This is a genomic window from Paraflavitalea sp. (assembly GCF_059502485.1).
On sequence record NZ_JCACET010000008.1, the window covers coordinates 3,221,463 to 3,239,937 of the forward strand.

The window sequence follows — 18,475 nt, forward strand, 5'->3', positions numbered from 1 at the left end:
ACACAACTATTATAACCCGCTCACGACTTCTAATGTTTTTGTAATCAAACCCTCAACAGCCTTTCCACCATCTTTTGAGAACTCCTTAACAACCCGATTGGCTACGATGGCGCTCAAAGAAAGACAGTGGTGGCTCAGCAGGCGCCCAAGTCCATAAATACCACTCGTTTCCATTTCGAAATTGGTAATGCGGTGCTGGCCAAAGCTGAATTCCGTCAGCCGGTCGATGAGATTGGGATTGCTGAGGCCCAGCCGCAGCACCCGGCCCTGCGGTCCATAGAACCCCGGACAGGTTACGGTGATCCCCGCATGAAACCCGTCACCGGCAAAATGCTTCAGCAGCGAGCCGCTGGCAGCACAGATATAAGGCTGGGAAATGCGGTTATGAAGTTGAGTTTGCGTTACAAAAGCTTGTAAAAGCTGCTTTTCCCCGTCATTCTCCTCGTGGCGGTAGAAATTCAGGAGGTTATCGATACCCAGGCCGTGCGTCGACACCACATAGCTGTCTACGGGAATATCGGCCTGCAGGGCGCCGGAAGTACCTACGCGTATAATGTCGAGGTGAGTAAGTTCAGGTTTGATGGTCCGGGTCTCGAAATCGATATTCACCAGAGCGTCGAGTTCGTTCAGCACAATATCTATATTGTCAGGACCGATACCGGTAGAAACGACCGTCAGCCTTTTTTGTCCGATATAGCCGGTGTGGGTCACAAATTCACGGTGCTGCCGCTGCACTTCCACCCGGTCGAAGTGCCGGCTTACCATGGGCACCCTGTCCGGATCGCCAACTGTGATGATCGTGGTCGAAAGCTCCTCCGGACGTACGTCCAGGTGGTAAATAGCCCCTCGTTGGTTGATAATCAGTTCCGATTCCGGGATACGTTGCATAAAAAGTGTCGCTGGTAATTGCCAAATATCCGACAAATATCCTACTTTTGCACACCCCGTTCGATAGGAGCACCTCGGGTGCCGGTAAAATGGGGAAAAATAAGGTCCTGTGGCCGAGCGGCTAGGCAGAGCTCTGCAAAAGCTCCTACACCAGTTCAAATCTGGTCGGGACCTCGAAAAAAGGGTGACATTTTTTAAAAGTGTCACCCTTTGCTTTTTGGTTAGAGCTACTGACTCTTAATCAGTAGGTCCTTGGTTCGATTCCTAGCGGGTACACCAAGTCGGATAGGCTTCCAAACTTGGAAGCCTCCTCTTTTCTATCTTGCCCAGCATACAAGATAGGGCAAGCTTTCATATCCACTCTATCGCATCATTGAATTGAGGAGTTCGACATTGTTTTTTGTCGATTATCAAATTTATAAGCAATAAAGCCGGGTTATGCTGCACGCGGCTTCCCATTGTGGCCAATATCTTTGCCTTTAGGTAGGTCTAATTTTATAGTTGAAGCCTGTAAGCTAAGATCGAAAATGAGGAGAAAGCGAGTTTTTAAGCGATTCCACACAAGTACTAGGTGAAAGAAAATGGAAAAGGATTTTATATTTATTTGGAGTCACTCTTAGTATCTAAGCGCTTAATCAACTCTTTCGGATACCCAAATAATCTTAAAATTAATTCATATAATTTCTTTCTAATAATGGGAAAAACATTTCCCAGTTGGCTTATCCCAAAAAGCCCAAATACCTTTAATACCGACCCAATTTTGTCAAAGAAAGTTTTTATTTCAGGTTTAAGGGAAATAATCTCAATAGTACTATATAATAATGAAATCAGTATAACCGTCTGAACAAGCCAGCTTGTTACCTTAATTCGAGCCAGGAATTTTCTATTAAACCTTTTTAATAAATCTACTTCACTACTATCCGTAGATTCTTTCAATTCAATAATCAAGTCGTAAGCTCTTACTGAACATAAGATATGAAAGTCACTTTTGCTTTCAAATAGTGAAGGATTGCCAGAGATGCTTTTAAAGGTAGTCGTCAAAAAATCATTAGTAATTAGTGCTTGATCACGCAACTTAAAGTACATTAATACAATTTCCGGCAAATTACTCTTGCTGTATAAGTTTTCATTAATGAGATTATCAAATGTGATCGTAAAAGAATTTCTGCCTCGTAAGGAAATAATATTTTTAATCCAATTTCTATCACATCCGAACTTTAGAATACCGACAATTAAACAGAAAATTAAAAAGTCATCGTTTACAAAAGGAGATAGCGACTCTTTACTTGGATTACTTTTATTCTTTTTGTTGAAATATGCCTCAAATAAAGTCTTATTATTTGTTTGAATGGCATTTACTATCGAGAAAAATATTTCATCCGATTCATTTAAATCAGCTATATCAAGTTTTATAATAGGTTTGCTCAATAACAAATTGTTAAAAGCAGACAGTTTAGGGCTCTCATTTATTCTAACTTGATATATAAACTTTTCTTCTAAAGGAACCATTTTTTTCTCTTTAAACCGTAATTCAAGTTATCAGCATCCCAACCAGGAACAGTTCTCATTTTGCCTAGTAATTTTGAAATCAAATTTGAATACAACATTGTCGCAGGTTGCTCTCCAGGCAAAAAGCTTCTCCATGATAAATAAGTAAAGGAGTATATCTGCTGTGTTATATAACTCAAATCATAATAAAGCAAATCATTTAATTCATTGTTATTATAGTTGCCCTGCGGTGTCCGTATTTTGATTTGAATCGGGGCACTCATCGCATGCTTTGCTGTTTTTAATTCGTTTGCACCAAACATTTGGACAATACAAGTTTCGGCATCAAGGAAAACATTGCTCGCCCTGTTTGGAATATATTCTCCTTTTATCTGAGGATTACCATATTTGGACACGCCGCTTTGGTTGACATCAAATAATAAGTTAGGATGCGATTTGCTAATTGTCACAAAAGCAAACTTGATTTTATATTCCGGAGTTTCCTTTATAAGCTGGCTAACAACATCAAACTCTGTATTCTTAATGGGTTTGAAAATATGAAAAATTAATCTGATAGTGTCGCCGTCTGACCAGCCCTGTTCTGATGAAAGTCGCTTAATCGAGCTTTTTAAACTTCTAAGTAATTCCTGAAAATAATTTTCAAATGAAACATCTTTAACTTTGTCCCCCAGAAGGTATTGACCGTCGCTCGAAAGGAATGTAGTTATTCCCACCACTCGGCTTTGTTCTGCGCCACTATATTGGTTAGTTCTAAGCCAACTATGTCCAATACCAATAATGATCTCTCTATCAACTGAGCGATGTGAAGGTAATACCCAAGGTGTCCCACCAAGTTTTGCATAAATCTGAAGGGCAATAGAGTTTAAAATAAATTCATTGTAGGTTTTCACTTTTTCGGAAGTCACATACTGAACAGGTATTTCAAGAGAAAGAAGCTTTGCTTTTATTTTATAGTAAGGATTAGATTTGTCGTCGTATTTTCTGAACTCTGCGGGGATTTCAATTATAGCCAAATTAGGTTTAAGTTCGTCATAATTTTTAATGATATTAAGATATTCATCTAAGCTATAAGACTGCATTTCTTTGATGTCAAATATAACATCCTGTAAATCATATTTTTTTAGTAGACCTTTTTGAAAATACTTCGATTGTGGCACCCCATCTTTTAAGCTTGATAAAAAGTTTGAAAAATAGCCCCTATTAGTTCGGTTGCACATGCAAAGAACATTTGGAGTTTTCGTATCAAAAGTCATACTATCATAAGGACCATAGTTACTAAGTCCAATATCGGGGTTGGAATTATGCGTTTTAGTTGCCGCGTAATCAAAAATAAAAGTTGGAGTTTTCAGCTCCATTGTATTTTGAACAACGATAGGTTTACTTTCCACTGTAAAGAAAAAATTTTCTTTATTTTGAAAAAAAACAGGTTGATCTACGTTGTAAAACAATCGCTTTGCGATATTGGCGATTTCTGTGTACAAATGCTTTGCATTATATATTTCTGAACGCTTGTTTTCTATAATTGTAAGTATTTCATTGCTTTTCTGCTGAGATACCGCAAATGCTAAGTAATTACCAATATTAAACTTCGTCTTTTTAATAACCAATTCGTTAAGATCATATTCTTTCACCCCTTCGTTAGTTTCTACCTTAGCTTTATCTTTAATAACTTCTTTTATAACACCAACAAACTCTTCATTTGGAGCAAGAATGTTTTGTAAGCCAGGCAATACTTCAGCATGTAATACATCAATTCCTACTAGGTTGTAACCCTCTAAGTGTAGAACTTCGCAGTTTTTGTCAAATATCCAATTCCTTTTTATACTTATCACAAATCCAAATTGCTTCTTCCCATCAATATGCGTTAGGCGTAGTTGTATCTCAATTAATTTTTTATAGGCTATTTTATTTTGTAAATGGCTAGGAAGGGCGTCGTGAATAATGTCGTCTTTTGATTGGGCTGAAAAAAAGCGAAATGGATAGAAATCAACTGGTGTATAACCAGTAAACCGGTCTTTAAATGTTCGAAAGAAAAGATGCTTAATTAGCGACGAAGTAATCTCATGATCATCATAGGTATTTCTTTCACTGTGCGTTCCAATAGAATGATTTTCATCTCCATCTTTATTTGAAATATAGATTAAGTCACCATTTCTGAAAAAAGAATGGGTTGAATTATAAAGCTTTCTTAATTCTGCAAGTCGTTCTTGGCTATAAGATTCTGTATTGATTTGATATTTTTCAAACTCAATATTTATTGGAAAATAATTTAACTGCATACTTTTTGATTCTCCTCTTTTCTTCTATGAATTAACTATTGTTTTGTTATCAACGATATATTTTAAATGCCGAACCTTAAGCTAATAGATCAATTTCATGTATAACTATTAGACTGCTTTATAATAATTCAGTAAACCAGATTGCCATAATTGGCCTGAAATTCCAAATAAAATAGTAGCAGCCCTTTACAAGTGAAAGGAACTAAAATGATTAGGTAGGCTTTAATAGCGGTACTTCGGAAAGGATATAGGTTAGAGGTAGATATCCGTATCGAAAATAATATTAATATTTTAACAATTCCAAACTTGACCTTCTTTGTTTTAAACAGGTAAATCACATTCTGGGCCGCGTATAAAGTTACATCTTGATTGTTTATAATCAGCTAATTATGAGTTTGCTGTAGTGGCTTAATAGCAGAATGTTCAGCTAACACTGGCGGGCACAAGTATGCGGAAGCGCCTAGTAGGTTGGCCTACTTGTGTCTCTTTCAATATCCTCTCACCCTTTGCAATATCTCCTTAACCGACTCATCTTCCCAAACCACAACCTACTACTCAATCCCCATCTATTGAGAACTGCACAACAGAAATCATTTCCTTACTCACTGCAGCACCCGCTGCGCCAAATGATAACCCCCACCAATGATGATCAAAGGCATGGCAATACACGCCAGGATGATCGACCATCGGAAAGAGCCCCAATACGTCAGGAGTTGAGCCGTAGAGGGATTATTACGGTCGTAGGCAATGGTAACTTCTTCACCTATCTCAAAAGCAGGCGGCGAACTGGACACCCCGGAACGGTAAGTAATATCTTGATTAGCGTAAGTCTTAAAGGTAAAGACCGGCTTATAGGTATCGCCATCGCTACCGGAAACCCTTTGCAGGTCCACTACCGTGGCGGTAGCCCTTTCACTATCTTTTAAAAATGCCATGGACTTTTTCAGCATTAGCAGGGAGGCGATAAGTAGGGCAGCGCCAACGACTACACAGATGGTATACCACATATAATAGGGCGATGTTTACTCAATAATACCTAAATTTTGGGAAAGTTCATAAGGCAGGGACTTTGCTTCGACTCTTTCGACAGTATCAAATTCTATTGACATCTTTATAGGCAAATACATCAACTATGAAAAAGCAAGTATTATTTATACAGGGAGGTGGCGATAATGGTTATGAGGCAGATACAAAAATGGTAGATTCACTCAAGAATGCCTTGGGAAACGATTATGAAGTGAATTATCCAAAATTGCAAAGTGATGAACGCGTTTCAGACTTTGGATGGCCCGGGCAGATCGGTAAAGAAATACAGCACAGCCAGCAAGACCTTATTGTAGTCGGACACTCATTAGGCGCATCACTCATACTCAAATACCTCTCCGAAACGAAGATCGAAAAAAAGATAAGTGGCATTTTCCTGATCGCTACCGCCTGGTGGAGTGGCGACGAAGATTGGGTACAAGGGCTTAAACTACGCACTGATTTCCCCGGCAAACTACCTTCCGACATTCCGCTCTTTCTATACCATAGCATGGATGACGAAGAGGTTCCATTCGAACACCTCGCTTTATATAGGCAAAAATTGCCACAGGCAATTGTCCGTGAAATAAAGAAAGGAGGTCATCAATTTAATAATGACTTGAAACTGGTAGCAACAGACATTAAGAACCTATAACTTCCAACATTGACGGAAGTATACAGCAGAGCCTGGTGTGCTGACGTATTCGTGTCTTTTTTCAATAGACGCTCCCCCTAACTGGCGCAAGTATGCAGCAGTGCCTTGTGGGTTGGCGTACTTGTGCCTCTTTCAATAGCCCTCACTCTTTATAATATCTCCTCAGCCACCTCTTCTTTCCAGACCACGGCTTACGAGCCAGTCCCTCCGAAACCGTAACAGCTCCCTGCAAGGGTGTTCCCATCGCATCTGTAATGCCCACAGTAAAGTCATCTGTTTCAGCAGGTAAAATAACCGTTACCTCATCATCAACAACACCAGCCACATCATGCATCACTACGGCATGTACAACTTTTTCTTCCATCACTCCAGGTATAATATCTCTTGCCGTTTCAGACAACATCTCAGGCAACACACAAGGAGCGCAAGTCCTCTTCTTCGCCACCACCAGCTGCACAATAGGAGTGTCTTCATCAACACAAACAAGGGCGCAAGCCTGCTGCTTAACCTGTCGCACAGACGTCCGTGAGCTATTCTTGTTAATAATGCTGGTATCCTTCCTGTCAGCAACACGCATAGAAGCCGCAACCCTCGCCACCTCCACAACCTTCAATACCCCGCCACGCAGCATCCGTTCCTTACCGTCAATCACCTCAAAGAAAATGATCCCTGCGGTGTGCAACATCACTTCTCCCGGCTTACCAGCCAGCTGATGCTCCAGTTGCAAAGCCGTCATCTTCTTGCCCAGTGGCAGCAATTCACTCTCTGTTATATGGAACGAACAACGCTTCTTATCGAAGTTCACCGCCCCGGCACACGACACGATCCGGAAATGCGTCGCTTCCTTCGGAAACACCCGCTTGTGCCGTACCAGGCAACCGGGCACCGACAATTGCACCTGTCCCGTAGCCACATTCAGCTCATGCGAAAGCTTCACCGGCAATGCAACATCCAGACTTAGTTCCTGATTATAGTCGAACCCTTCCAGCAATTGAAGATCACCTTTGTTCACACAACGATCACCCCAGCCACTCTCAGTGTCCGACATCGCCACTTCATGCAGCTGCTTGTTCATATAGCTTACCAGCTTGGAATGCTTCACAGCTTTCACCGTATAACCCAGCACCCGCCGCAGCAGGGTAGAGGCCGCCACCGCACCGCCAAATTCACGCGCATTCCGTCGTGTATTGATAAATTTTTTGTGCTTGAGTACCTGCTTCCGGGTAGGACCGGTTTTGCGTTGCAGGATATCACCATCTTCAGTCTTGCGTCCGCAAACATCATCGAGGAGGCCGCGGAATTTGATAGGTCCAATTTGTTTTGGCATAGCATATGGATTTTACATAAACTTACGTCATTGTACAGCCCAAAACAACAGTGCCGGCAGAGCAGGGTACGATCCACCGCATAAAGTCTCATATCACGTCACAATTTTTTTAATTTCTTGACTTTAATCATGCTCGCAATGGTGCAACATGGATCGTCATAACAGCATCCGTAAAGACACCAGGCGCCAACATCGATGCGCACCACAACCATATCCGGTGCACAGTAGTGTCATCATGTTCCCATAGAGCTCCTATGGTTCAGCCATAGCTCAGGCATAATACTCTCCCGGCAGAAGCATGGTAGAAGTATGGTAATCATAGGCTGATAGTAGGGCAATAGTAGGCTAATAGTACGCGGAGAAGGCTCAAATGCAGGCTGGACGCGGAAAAATGCTCCGAAGGCTGGAAATGGTCAGTGGTGAAAGCAGATATAATAGATTGAAAAACATACTTTAATAAGACAAGACAACAAAGTAAAATGCTGCATCGGCCACCATCACTGTACAACCCAGGCCCGCTGCCTTTTAAAAACGCATATCCCGTTTTTTTGTAGATTTGACCACCTGACAGGAGAAAAGCGATAAAAGGTATGATGGTAGCAAATGGGTTTACAGAACAAGAACTGTTACAGCGCGCAGCAGCAGGAGAGGAGGCGGCTTTTGCCGAACTGTTCACCCGCTACAAGTTCAAGCTGTACGGATTCGTATACCGCCTCACCCAGTCCGCCGAAATGGCCGAAGATGTCGTCCAGGATGTTTTCCTGCAACTCTGGAAAAACAATACTACCCTCGCTGCCATCGACAATTTCAGCGCCTATCTCTTTCGCATGGCACAAAACCAGTGCATCAACGCCTTCAAACGCATGGCCCGCGAAACCGCCATCATGCGTCAGCTGTTGACGGGAGAAGCCCCCTTTACGCCCGATACCCCCGAGTCGGTCCTTGCCTATAAAGAAATGGAAGCCCTTTTCCGGAAAGCCATCGACCAGTTGCCGCCCCAGCAAAAAAAGGTCTACCAGCTTAGCCGCGAGCAAGGGCTGAAACATGAAGAGATCGCACAACAATTACAGATATCGCCCGGCACCGTCAAAAACCATATGGTACAGCTCCTCCGCACCTTGCGCGAGCACCTCGAAAAAAACCTTCATCCACCCGCAGGCATCTATTGCTTCCTGCTCATAATTGCCGCCTTTGAAAAATAATTGAAAAAAACTTTCCCGTCCACTATCCCTGTTTGCCCGCCCGTTTGTCTTATTAAGGAATTGTTACCAACACTATGGAACAGACAAGGATCGCCTATCTCATACAACGTTACCTCGACGGCACATGCACCCTCGCGGAAAAGGAAGAATTGGCCGATTGGGCCAATCAGCCGCAACAGGAGGAATCCCTGCTGGAGGAGCTGCGCGCAGCATGGCACCAATACGAGCCCGATGATGCCTTGAAAGCTTTTGCCACGCCGGCCGTAGACCGTATTGAGCAACGCCTGTTCCCCGGTCGTCAGCAGCCTGCACCGGTAAGCCGCCTGCGGTCAATAAGGAAATGGTCCGCAATTGCCGCAGCCGCCATCCTGCTCATTATCGCTGGCATTGCCATCTGGAAAACACAACAGCCATCGCAGCAACCACCCGTTGCAGTCGTGCAGGATGCAGCACCCGGCGGTCACAAAGCTACACTCACGCTGGGCAGCGGCCAACGCATTGTGCTCGACACCGCCGCCAATGGACAGCTTGCCCTACAGGGCACGGTTGCCATCAGCAAACAAGCCAATGGCCGCATTGCCTACGCACCTTCAGCTGCTGCCGCCAGTGCTGCTGTCGTATATAATACCTTGTCCACACCACGCGGCGGACATTATCGTCTCACACTGCCCGATGGCACACAGGTATGGCTCAACGCAGCCAGCTCCATTACCTATCCCGTCGCCTTCACCGGCGCACAGCGAAAGGTCACCATCACCGGCGAAGCATACTTTGAAGTACAAAAAGACCCGGCACATCCCTTCATCGTCAGCAAAGACGACGTGGATATCACGGTGCTTGGCACGCACTTCAATGTAAACGCCTATACCGACGAGCCCGACCTGCAGGTTACCCTGCTCGAAGGCGCCGTCCGCGTAGCAAAACCTGGCAGCCAGCTCACGCTCCGGCCCGGTCAGCAGGCAAAAGTTACCACCGTGGTAACACTCAATGGCCATCCCAACACTGAAGCAGTGATGGCCTGGAAAAATGGAACCTTCAATTTCAACGATAAACCCGTAGCTACTTCTTTGCGCCAGTTGTCCCGTTGGTATGATGTCGACATTGTGTACCAGGGCCCGGTACCAAACGTTAATATCGCCGGCGAAATGGGAATGGACCTCAACCTCTCCCAGGTCATAACAGTGCTGCAAAAAATGGGTGTTCACGTAAACCTCGAAGGAAAAAACCTTATCATCTTGCCGTAACACGGTGCTGCCACTTACTGTCCACAGTAAAGAAATCGGCTGCGACGCGGAAATAAAAAACCGCCATGTGTTTGCACCACATGACGGCACAAGGTTCTGGACGTCGTAAATGGCCTCGACAAAGACTGCTTATTAAAATTCCAAAACCCAGTCCCGGGGTCACCGGGCATTGCAAATGTATGCAAAGTAAAAAGACTGCCGGCAATTGCCGGGCCTTTCACAGGCCCGCCAAAGCTTGGCTAACCAAAACTGGCCGTATTATGAGAATGATCGCCTTTCTGCTGCTCGGCTTCACCCTCCACCTGAGTGCTGCCACCAAAGGACAAACCATCAGCTTCACCGGCTACAGGGTGCCGCTGACCACCATCTTTGGCGTCATCAAACAGCAAACCGGCTACGTCGTGGTCTACAACGCCGACCTGCTCGAAAAGACCACGCCCATCAACGTCTCGGCCAACAACAAGCCCCTCGAAGAATTTTTGCAGGACGTGCTCAGCGAGCAGCCCCTCCGCTTCTCCATCGTCAGCAAAACGATCGTCATCAGCGAAAAGGAAACAGCTGTTGTAACTACAGCACCGTCTCCACCGCCATTGATCACCGTGCAGGGATATGTATACGATACACTCAACAGGCCGCTCGACAGGGCTTCTGTCATGGTCAAAGGTGCTAAAAAAGGAACGCAGACCGACGTGAACGGTTTCTTCACCCTCCATGAGCTTACCGGTAATGAAATACTCATTGTTTCCTACAATACTTTTCAGACACAAACCGTGGCTGTGAACAACCGCACCACCATCATCGTCCAGTTGAAATTGAGTCCCAGTTTACTCGATCAAACCGTCGTGCAGGCCTATGGTACTACCTCTCGCAGATTTAGCGTAGGCGCCATCTCCACCATCACGTCCGAACAGATCGAAAGACAACCCGTACCCAACATCCTGCTGGCCATGCAGGGACAAGTGCCCGGCCTCATCGTAACGCCAACCGGCGGTGCGCCCGGCTCTGCCGTCAAGATCCAGATACGCGGACAAAATACACTGTCCAGCAGTCCCTATTCTGGCAACTACAAACCCCTTGATCAGCCCCTGTTCATCATCGATGGTGTGCCCCTCGCTGCGCAAAACAATACCATCGGCAACCTGCTCACCTCCGTCATCACCAACCAGTCCTCCTCCAGGATTCCCGGCAATGGTGTCAGCGCCTTCGGTAGCATCAATCCGGCAGACATTGAAAGCATCAGCATTCTCAAAGATGCCGATGCTACGTCCATCTACGGTTCACAGGGCGCCAACGGCGTCGTGCTCATCACCACCAAAAAAGGTAAGCCCGGCAAGCCCGCCCTCAACCTTACCGTCAACACCAATGTCAACATCGCCACGCGCAAGTTGAAGATGATGAACACCCAGCAATACCTCGCCATGCGGCGCGAAGCATTGGCCAACGACAAGGTCGTCATCACGCCCGCCAATGCCATCAACTATCCCGATATCACACTCTTCGATTCCACCCGCAATGTGGACTGGTACGACGAGTTCTTCAACAATACACCGCTCAGCACCGATGTGCATGCTTCCTTCAGCGGTGGACAGCAATACAGCACGTTCATCCTGTCTGGTGGTTACACACACACCACGTATAATTTCCCCGGCGATTTTGCCGACGATAGGCTCAGCATTCACAGCGGTTACACGTACCGTTCGCCCAACAATAAGCTCACTGTGCAGTTCATCACGGATTATTCATATAATAAGAACAACGCCAGTGCGCAGCCGAGAGTCGTTGCTGCCATGATGATGCCACCCAATTACCCGGCATTGCTCGATGAGAACGACAACCTGCTGTGGCGCTACAAAGGGTTGAGCTTTGGCATGTACCAGCAATATGCCAACCTGCGCCAGCCTGCAGACGTGCAGTCGCATAGTCTGAACATGACTTCCCGCATTGCTTATCAGGTGCTGCCCGGCCTCACCATCAGCAGCAACTTCGGCTACAGCCGCATGAATGGTACTTCTTATTCAGCTACACCACTCTCTACGCTTGATCCTGGCTCTGCCAGCTCGCGTTCTTCCGCTACCTTTACGACCAATAATTACCAGACCCTCAACGTAGAGCCGCAGGTTGATTACCGCCGCAACATCGGCGCCGGCGTATTGTCTGCCATGGTCGGCGGCACCTACCGGAAGCAAACCACATTATCCCAATACCTCAATGGAAGCAATTTTCCCAATGATGATTTGCTGGGCTCTATCAATAATGCGGCGACCATCTCAGCCAGCAACTCCGGCAATATCTACAAGTACGTGGCCGCGTATGCACGCCTCGGTTATATTTACCAAAATAAATACATCATTAACTTGTCGGGCAGAAGAGATGGCTCCAGCAACTTTGGTCCCGGCAAACGATTCGGTAATTTTGGTTCAGCAGGCGCTGGCTGGATCTTCTCTGAAGAAGAAGATTTCAAAAAAATAGCACCCTTCATTAGCTTTGGTAAATTGTCCGCCAGCTACGGTACCAATGGCTCCGACGGTATAGCGCCTTACAATTACCAGGCTTATTATGGCGTTGCCTACGCTTCCACCACCTTGCCCTACCAGGGATTCATGCCCTACACGCCTTCCAACCTGTTCAATCCCAACTACAGCTGGAGCGTCAAGAAATCATGGAACGCCTCGCTCGATCTCGGCTTCTTTCATGACCGCCTGTTGTTGAATGTTACCTGGTACCAGAGCCGCATGTACGACCAGTTGATCCCGTATACCTTGCCCGCACAGGTAGGCTTCCCCAATGTGCTCGGCAATTTCCCCGCCGTCCTGCAAAACAACGGATGGGAGTTCTCCGCTTCGTCCACCAATATTCAAACGAAGAACTTTACGTGGACAAGCACCTTCAACATCGGTCTCAACCGCAACAAGCTCGTGGCATTCGATGGACTTGATCAATCCCCTTATGCTTCCATGTACACAGTAGGGCAGAGCACCAGCCTCATCGTCGGATACCAGTTTGCCGGGCTCAACCCCGCTACCGGCCTGTATGAATTTTATACCAGCAAAGGCACTAAGGTCACCAACCCCAACAGCCAGATGCTTGCGAAGGGCGGCGACCGGCAGGCCCTGTTCAATGTCGACCCCAAATTCTCTGGCGGCATGGGCCACACCCTCACTTACAAAGGGCTTAGCCTGCACCTGTTCTTCCAGTTCCAGCAAAGAATGGCACGCAACTACCTGTATTCCATCAATGCCTACAGTTTACCCGGCAGCTATGTAAACCTGCCGCAGGAAGTGCTGGGCAAGTACTGGCAAAAACCAGGCGACCAAACGCCCCTCCAAAAACTCACTACCGGCTTCGACGCGCCTTACTCGCCCGGCCTCAACTTTAACAACTCTTCAGGCGCTTTCAGCGATACGTATTACGTGCGGTTGAAAACCGCTTCGGTATACTACACCATACCACAAAACCTCCTGAAAAGAACAGGCATAAAAGATATCCGGCTGTTCGTCAATGCGCAAAACCTGCTCACCATTACCAACTACAAAATTGGCGATCCCGAGCAGGACGGTACCCCATTCACCATTCCTCTGCAGCGCACCATAGCAGGCGGATTATCCTTTAACTTTTAATACAACGTACAATGAAACACTCCATCCATAAAAACTATGCAGTGCGTTGCTTCACGGTGCTTGCCCTTGTAGGGTTGCTCACCGGCTCCTGCAATAAGCTCATTGAAATTCCCTCGCACCCCACCGATAAAATATCGGCCGACCAGGTATATACCGACAGCCTCAATGTGATGGCCGCATTGTCGGGCATTTACATGAACTTCGGCGCAGGAGGGTCTTCCGGTAGCATCAACACCAGCTACCTCGTTTTCTTTACCGGCTTCTCGTCCGATGAATTATGGCCCGCATCCGACGCTACAGGGCTCAACGAGATTTACCTCAACAAGATCAGGACAGATAACGGAAACGTAAACACGCTGTGGACTTCGGGCTACAGTGGTATTTACCAGACCAACGATTTCCTGAACGGTGTGCCCAAAAGCAGCAAGCTCTCCGCCAGTTTGAGAAAGCAGGTCACAGGAGAAGCGCTCATCTGCCGCGCTTTGTACTATTTCAACCTTGTGCAGCTCTTTGATGGAGTGCCCCTCATCACCGGCACCGATTACAAAGAAAATGCTGTCAAGCCAAGAGTGTCCGCCGATTCTGTGTATGCGTTTATCATCGGCGATCTCAACAACGCCATCACGCAACTGTCCGAGACCTATCCTTCGGCAGGCCGCCTGCGTCCCAACGTGCACACCGCCCGCGCCATGCTCGCTAAGGTATACCTCACCCGTAGCCAATGGCAGCAGGCGGCAGAACAAGCCAGCCAGGTGCTCGGCAGCAACTTGTACACACTGGAACCTTTGAGCAAAGTGTTCCTCGATGGCAGTAAAGAAGCCATCTGGCAAATGGCGTCCACCAGCAATTACGGACAGACCGTCGATGCCAATTATTTGATACCCTACACAGGTAGTGTACCAACTTATGCATTGACCAACGCGCAAATGAATGCCTTCGAAACAACCGACCAGCGCAAACAGACATGGACCGGCGCCACCACCGTCAACACCGTCACGTATTATTATCCCTGGAAGTACAAGAACAGAGACCTGGCCAATACACCCAAAGAGTATTACATGTTCTTCCGCGCAGGTGAGCAATTCCTAATCCGGGCAGAAGCCAATGCGCAGCGCGGCCTGCTCGACAGTGCCCGCGCCGACCTCAACCGCATTCGCACCCGCGCCGGTCTCGCAGGTACCACCGCCGTATCGAAAGAGGATGTACTGATGGCAATCGAACGCGAACGGCAAACCGAAATGTTTTGCGAAGGAGGCCATCGCTGGTTTGACCTGAAAAGGACCGGCAGGGCAACCGCCGTGCTTCAGCCAATCAAAGCAGACTGGCAGGCAACAGACACTTTATACCCTATACCGCAACAGCAAATGGACACCAATCCCTTTTTAACACAGAACAAGGGTTACCAGTAGTTAGTTAAGGCTCTCTTTTTTAACAGGCGCTGCCACACCGGTGGCAGCGCCCTGTTATCACTTTGTCTAAACAAAAATAAATATGGCAGAACCAATCGTGCGCATCCAACACCTGTCGCATAAATACAGTGTCAATTGGGCGATCCGCGACATCAACATCGAAATACACCAGCACGGCATCATTGGCCTGCTCGGATCCAACGGCGCTGGCAAGTCCACCACCATGAACATCCTGTGCGGTGTGCTCAACCAAACCGAAGGCACCGTCACCATCAACGGCATCGATACCCGCGAAAACCCCGAAGCCGCCAAAATGGAAGTCGGCTTCCTGCCCCAGAACCCGCCGCTCTACATGGACCTTACCGTCGATGAATACCTCGTCTACTGCGCCCACCTCCGCCGCATGAGCAAGGCCGATATACCCCGCGCCTTGGAAACCGTCAAAGAGCGCTGCGGCATCGCTCATTACAGCAAGCGGCTCATCCGCAATCTATCCGGCGGCTACCGGCAGCGCGTCGGCATCGCACAGGCCATCATCCACCGGCCCAAACTCGTGGTGCTCGACGAGCCCACCAATGGCCTCGATCCCAACCAGATCATTGAAGTGAGAAGCCTCATTAAAGAAATTGCCACCGACCGCGCCGTCATTTTCTCTACCCATATCCTCTCCGAAGTACAGGTACTCTGCAAAGAGATCCGCATGATAGAGAACGGTCGCATCGTGTTCGCCGATACCATGGACGCCTTCAACAACTATGTAGAGCCCCACAGCGCCCTCGTCCACCTCGAAGAGCCGCCCGCCACAGAAGAACTGCTGAAGATTCCCGGCGTGTCCAAAGTCGACATACTCACCGAAAGGAAACTGCGCATCTTCTTCAACGGCGACCAGGAGATCACCGAACGCATCGTACACGCCAGCGTACAACACGGTTGGCGCCTGCGCGAGATCAGTCTCGATAAAAGCTCCCTCGACGAAATATTTGCCCAACTCTCAAACCGTAAGAATTAATGCACGATTATGAAAACAATCACTAAAATAGCCCGTACCGAGCTCAGCCTCCTGTTCTATTCACCCATTGCCTGGTTCCTGCTCGTCGTGTTCATGTTCCAGTGCGGCCTGTCGTATACAGACCACATCGACAATTACCTCATATCGCAGCAACTGGGCGGTGCCCGTAGCAAACAGTTGGGATTCCTGACCCAGGGCATATTCGCTTTCCCCTACGGCATCCTGGCTGCCATCAAAAATTACGTATACCTATACCTGCCATTACTAACCATGGGCCTCATCAGCCGGGAGATCAGCAGCGGCACCATCAAGCTCTTGTATTCTTCACCCACACGCGTCAAAGAGATCGTGCTGGGAAAATTCCTCTCCATGATGGTCTTCTCCGCCGTCCTCACAGGCGTGCTCGCCCTGTTTGCCATCATTGGCATGTTTAATATTCAGCACGCAGATATTCCCCTGATGCTGTCCGGACTGTTCGCCATATACCTGCTCATGTGTACTTACTCAGCTATCGGCCTCTTCATGTCCAGCCTCACGTCCTACCAGATCGTGGCCGCCGTCAGCACCCTCGCGTTGCTGGGACTACTCAACTACGTAGGCACCCTCTGGCAGGATATGGATTTTGTCCGCGACCTCACCCATTTCCTGTCCATATCCGGTCGCACAGAAACCATGATGATGGGCCTCATCACCACCCGTGATGTATTGTATTTCCTCATCATCATCGTGCTGTTCCTCGCCATGACCATTTTCAAACTGCATTCCACCCGCCGCACCATACCCGTATGGATAAAAGTAGGCCGCTATGCCGCATACGTGGTCATTGCCCTGATCGTTGGTTACGTTAGCAACCGGCAGGGATGGAACGGATATTGGGATGTGACCGCCACTAAGAGTATGACCATCACAGAAGGCGGGCAAAAGATCACAAAGTCCATGAACGGCGGGCCCTTGAAAGTGACTTCCTACATCAACCTCCTCGACAACTTCTTCTGGATGGGACAGCCCAAACAGCGCAACACCGATCTCCAGCGATGGGACCGGTACATTCGCTTCAAGTCCGATATCGAGCTCAACTACGTATACTATTACGACAGCACCTATAACCCCGGCTTCTACAAATACAACAAAGGACAAACCAATAAACAACTTGCAGAGCGCTATGCCACTTCTTCGCGCGTAGACATCGAACGCTTCAAGACACCCGAAGAGATCCGCAAGATCATAGACCTGCGGCCGGAAGAAAACAAATACGTCATGAAGCTCGAATACCAGGGCAAAACCACTTTCCTGCGGCTCTTCAACGACCAGTTCATTTATCCTACCGAAACAGAAACTTCCGCGGCCATGAAACGGCTGATGACAAAGGCGCCCGTCATTGCCTTTGCACAGGGACAGCTCCAACGAAGCGCCGATAAAAAAGGCGACCGGGAATACCAGGTCCTCACCAATGAAAAAAGTTTCCGGCATGCCATGGTCAACCAGGGTTTCGACGTCATCAATGTGAACCTCACACAAAGCAACATACCCGACAGCATAGCCGCACTGGTGATTGCCGATCCGCGTACGCCTTTCGACACCGCTTCGCTGACGCGCATCAGGGCATTCATCGACAAAGGCGGCAACCTGCTCATTGCCGGAGAGCCCGGTAAACAGGATCTGCTGAATCCGCTGCTCCAGCCATTGGGAGTACAGCTGGAACCCGGAACATTGGTGCAGAAAAGCGAAGATTTCAGTCCCGACCTGGTATTGAATTACCTCACCGACACCGCCGCCACTTTGTCCAAAGCACTTGCACGCAGCAAAGACGACAGCATGTGCATCTCCACGCCCGGCGCCGCCGCCCTGAGCTATACCACCGATAAAGGATTTGCAGTACAGCCCCTGATGATGACCGACGCCGCAAAAACGTGGATCAAGAAAAGTGAACTGGTCACCGACAGCGCCACCATTGAATACAAGCCCGAAGAAGGAGATCGGAAAGGGGCCTTTGCCGTCGCTGTAAAGCTCACACGAAAGATCAATAACCGCGAACAGCGCATAGTAGTCATCGGCGATGCGGATTTCCTTAGCAACAAGGAACTGGTCCGCTACAACCCGCGCACCGCCAACTTCAATTTCAACACCGCCATCTTTGGCTGGTTCACCTACGGAGATTTTCCCATCAACAGCAGCCGGCCCGAATCACGCGACAACAAGCTGAACCTGACCAAAGAAAGCTTCAAACTGTTGAAAATAATTTGCATCGGTATATTCCCTGCATTGCTCCTCGTGATCGGTTCCATATTGTTGATCAGGCGTAAACGCAAATAA

At 47.6% G+C, this 18,475-nt stretch carries 12 protein-coding genes and 2 tRNA genes; 9 read left to right on the forward strand and 5 right to left on the reverse strand.

All coding sequences use genetic code 11. The features are described 5' to 3' along the window. Positions 1-9 precede the first annotated feature (9 nt). A complete protein-coding gene (locus AC5JBY_RS15310; RefSeq protein WP_495905483.1) occupies positions 10-888 on the reverse strand; it encodes a nucleoside phosphorylase in 879 nt (292 codons plus the stop codon). A 103-nt stretch (positions 889-991) separates the two neighbouring features. Between AC5JBY_RS15310 and AC5JBY_RS15315 the strand changes: the two genes are divergently transcribed. Then, positions 992-1,062, forward strand: a tRNA-Cys gene (locus tag AC5JBY_RS15315). Positions 1,063-1,090: 28 nt separating this feature from the next. Beyond that, positions 1,091-1,167: transfer RNA gene (locus AC5JBY_RS15320), tRNA-Lys, on the forward strand. A gap of 321 nt (positions 1,168-1,488) precedes the next feature. Here AC5JBY_RS15320 and AC5JBY_RS15325 read toward each other — a convergent pair. The 3 genes from AC5JBY_RS15325 to AC5JBY_RS15335 form a co-directional block, all read right to left on the reverse strand. Next, positions 1,489-2,397, reverse strand: a complete 909-nt coding sequence (locus tag AC5JBY_RS15325; protein ID WP_495905484.1) for a hypothetical protein — start codon at positions 2,395-2,397, stop codon at positions 1,489-1,491. Further along, positions 2,385-4,676, reverse strand: coding sequence for a Piwi domain-containing protein (locus AC5JBY_RS15330; RefSeq protein WP_495905485.1), 2,292 nt, complete (start codon positions 4,674-4,676; stop codon positions 2,385-2,387). The genes AC5JBY_RS15325 and AC5JBY_RS15330 overlap by 13 nt, the downstream gene beginning before the upstream one ends. Positions 4,677-5,278: 602 nt before the next feature. Continuing rightward, positions 5,279-5,683, reverse strand: a complete 405-nt coding sequence (locus tag AC5JBY_RS15335) for a DUF3592 domain-containing protein (RefSeq protein WP_495905486.1) — start codon at positions 5,681-5,683, stop codon at positions 5,279-5,281. Positions 5,684-5,808: 125 nt separating this feature from the next. Here AC5JBY_RS15335 and AC5JBY_RS15340 point away from each other — a divergent pair, with 125 nt between their 5' ends. Continuing rightward, positions 5,809-6,354 carry an alpha/beta hydrolase gene (locus AC5JBY_RS15340; RefSeq protein ID WP_495905487.1) on the forward strand — a complete coding sequence of 182 codons (546 nt, stop codon included), beginning with the start codon at positions 5,809-5,811 and terminating at the stop codon, positions 6,352-6,354. Positions 6,355-6,496: 142 nt separating this feature from the next. On the opposite strand, the gene AC5JBY_RS15345 is transcribed toward AC5JBY_RS15340, so the two are convergent. Continuing rightward, on the reverse strand, positions 6,497-7,681 hold the full coding sequence (locus tag AC5JBY_RS15345) for a hypothetical protein (RefSeq protein ID WP_495905488.1): 1,185 nt from the start codon (positions 7,679-7,681) through the stop codon (positions 6,497-6,499). Positions 7,682-8,271: 590 nt separating this feature from the next. Here AC5JBY_RS15345 and AC5JBY_RS15350 point away from each other — a divergent pair. From AC5JBY_RS15350 to AC5JBY_RS15375, 6 genes are all read left to right on the forward strand, one after another. Then, on the forward strand, positions 8,272-8,883 hold the full coding sequence (locus AC5JBY_RS15350; protein ID WP_495905489.1) for an RNA polymerase sigma-70 factor: 612 nt from the start codon (positions 8,272-8,274) through the stop codon (positions 8,881-8,883). Between the two features lie 74 nt (positions 8,884-8,957). Continuing rightward, positions 8,958-10,127 carry a FecR family protein gene (locus tag AC5JBY_RS15355; protein WP_495905490.1) on the forward strand — a complete coding sequence of 390 codons (1,170 nt, stop codon included), beginning with the start codon at positions 8,958-8,960 and terminating at the stop codon, positions 10,125-10,127. Positions 10,128-10,387: 260 nt separating this feature from the next. Further along, the gene (locus tag AC5JBY_RS15360; protein ID WP_495905491.1) at positions 10,388-13,744 is read left to right on the forward strand and encodes a SusC/RagA family TonB-linked outer membrane protein; all 3,357 of its coding nucleotides are present in this window, start codon (positions 10,388-10,390) and stop codon (positions 13,742-13,744) included. 11 nt (positions 13,745-13,755) lie between these two features. Continuing rightward, the gene (locus AC5JBY_RS15365; protein ID WP_495905492.1) at positions 13,756-15,153 is read left to right on the forward strand and encodes a RagB/SusD family nutrient uptake outer membrane protein; all 1,398 of its coding nucleotides are present in this window, start codon (positions 13,756-13,758) and stop codon (positions 15,151-15,153) included. An 82-nt stretch (positions 15,154-15,235) separates the two neighbouring features. Then, on the forward strand, positions 15,236-16,162 hold the full coding sequence (locus AC5JBY_RS15370) for an ABC transporter ATP-binding protein (protein ID WP_495905493.1): 927 nt from the start codon (positions 15,236-15,238) through the stop codon (positions 16,160-16,162). Positions 16,163-16,171: 9 nt separating this feature from the next. Beyond that, entirely contained in the window at positions 16,172-18,475 is a 2,304-nt protein-coding gene (locus AC5JBY_RS15375; protein ID WP_495905494.1) for a DUF4350 domain-containing protein, read from the forward strand.

Excerpts from the sequence above, each read along its gene's own strand:
- AC5JBY_RS15310 (WP_495905483.1), bottom strand. The coding sequence starts at position 888 with ATGCAACGTATCCCGGAATCGGAACTGATTATCAACCAACGAGGGGCT.
- AC5JBY_RS15325 (WP_495905484.1), bottom strand. The coding sequence starts at position 2,397 with ATGGTTCCTTTAGAAGAAAAGTTTATATATCAAGTTAGAATAAATGAG.
- AC5JBY_RS15330 (WP_495905485.1), bottom strand. The coding sequence starts at position 4,676 with ATGCAGTTAAATTATTTTCCAATAAATATTGAGTTTGAAAAATATCAA.
- AC5JBY_RS15335 (WP_495905486.1), bottom strand. The coding sequence starts at position 5,683 with ATGTGGTATACCATCTGTGTAGTCGTTGGCGCTGCCCTACTTATCGCC.
- AC5JBY_RS15340 (WP_495905487.1), top strand. The coding sequence starts at position 5,809 with ATGAAAAAGCAAGTATTATTTATACAGGGAGGTGGCGATAATGGTTAT.
- AC5JBY_RS15345 (WP_495905488.1), bottom strand. The coding sequence starts at position 7,681 with ATGCCAAAACAAATTGGACCTATCAAATTCCGCGGCCTCCTCGATGAT.
- AC5JBY_RS15350 (WP_495905489.1), top strand. The coding sequence starts at position 8,272 with ATGATGGTAGCAAATGGGTTTACAGAACAAGAACTGTTACAGCGCGCA.
- AC5JBY_RS15355 (WP_495905490.1), top strand. The coding sequence starts at position 8,958 with ATGGAACAGACAAGGATCGCCTATCTCATACAACGTTACCTCGACGGC.
- AC5JBY_RS15360 (WP_495905491.1), top strand. The coding sequence starts at position 10,388 with ATGAGAATGATCGCCTTTCTGCTGCTCGGCTTCACCCTCCACCTGAGT.
- AC5JBY_RS15365 (WP_495905492.1), top strand. The coding sequence starts at position 13,756 with ATGAAACACTCCATCCATAAAAACTATGCAGTGCGTTGCTTCACGGTG.
- AC5JBY_RS15370 (WP_495905493.1), top strand. The coding sequence starts at position 15,236 with ATGGCAGAACCAATCGTGCGCATCCAACACCTGTCGCATAAATACAGT.
- AC5JBY_RS15375 (WP_495905494.1), top strand. The coding sequence starts at position 16,172 with ATGAAAACAATCACTAAAATAGCCCGTACCGAGCTCAGCCTCCTGTTC.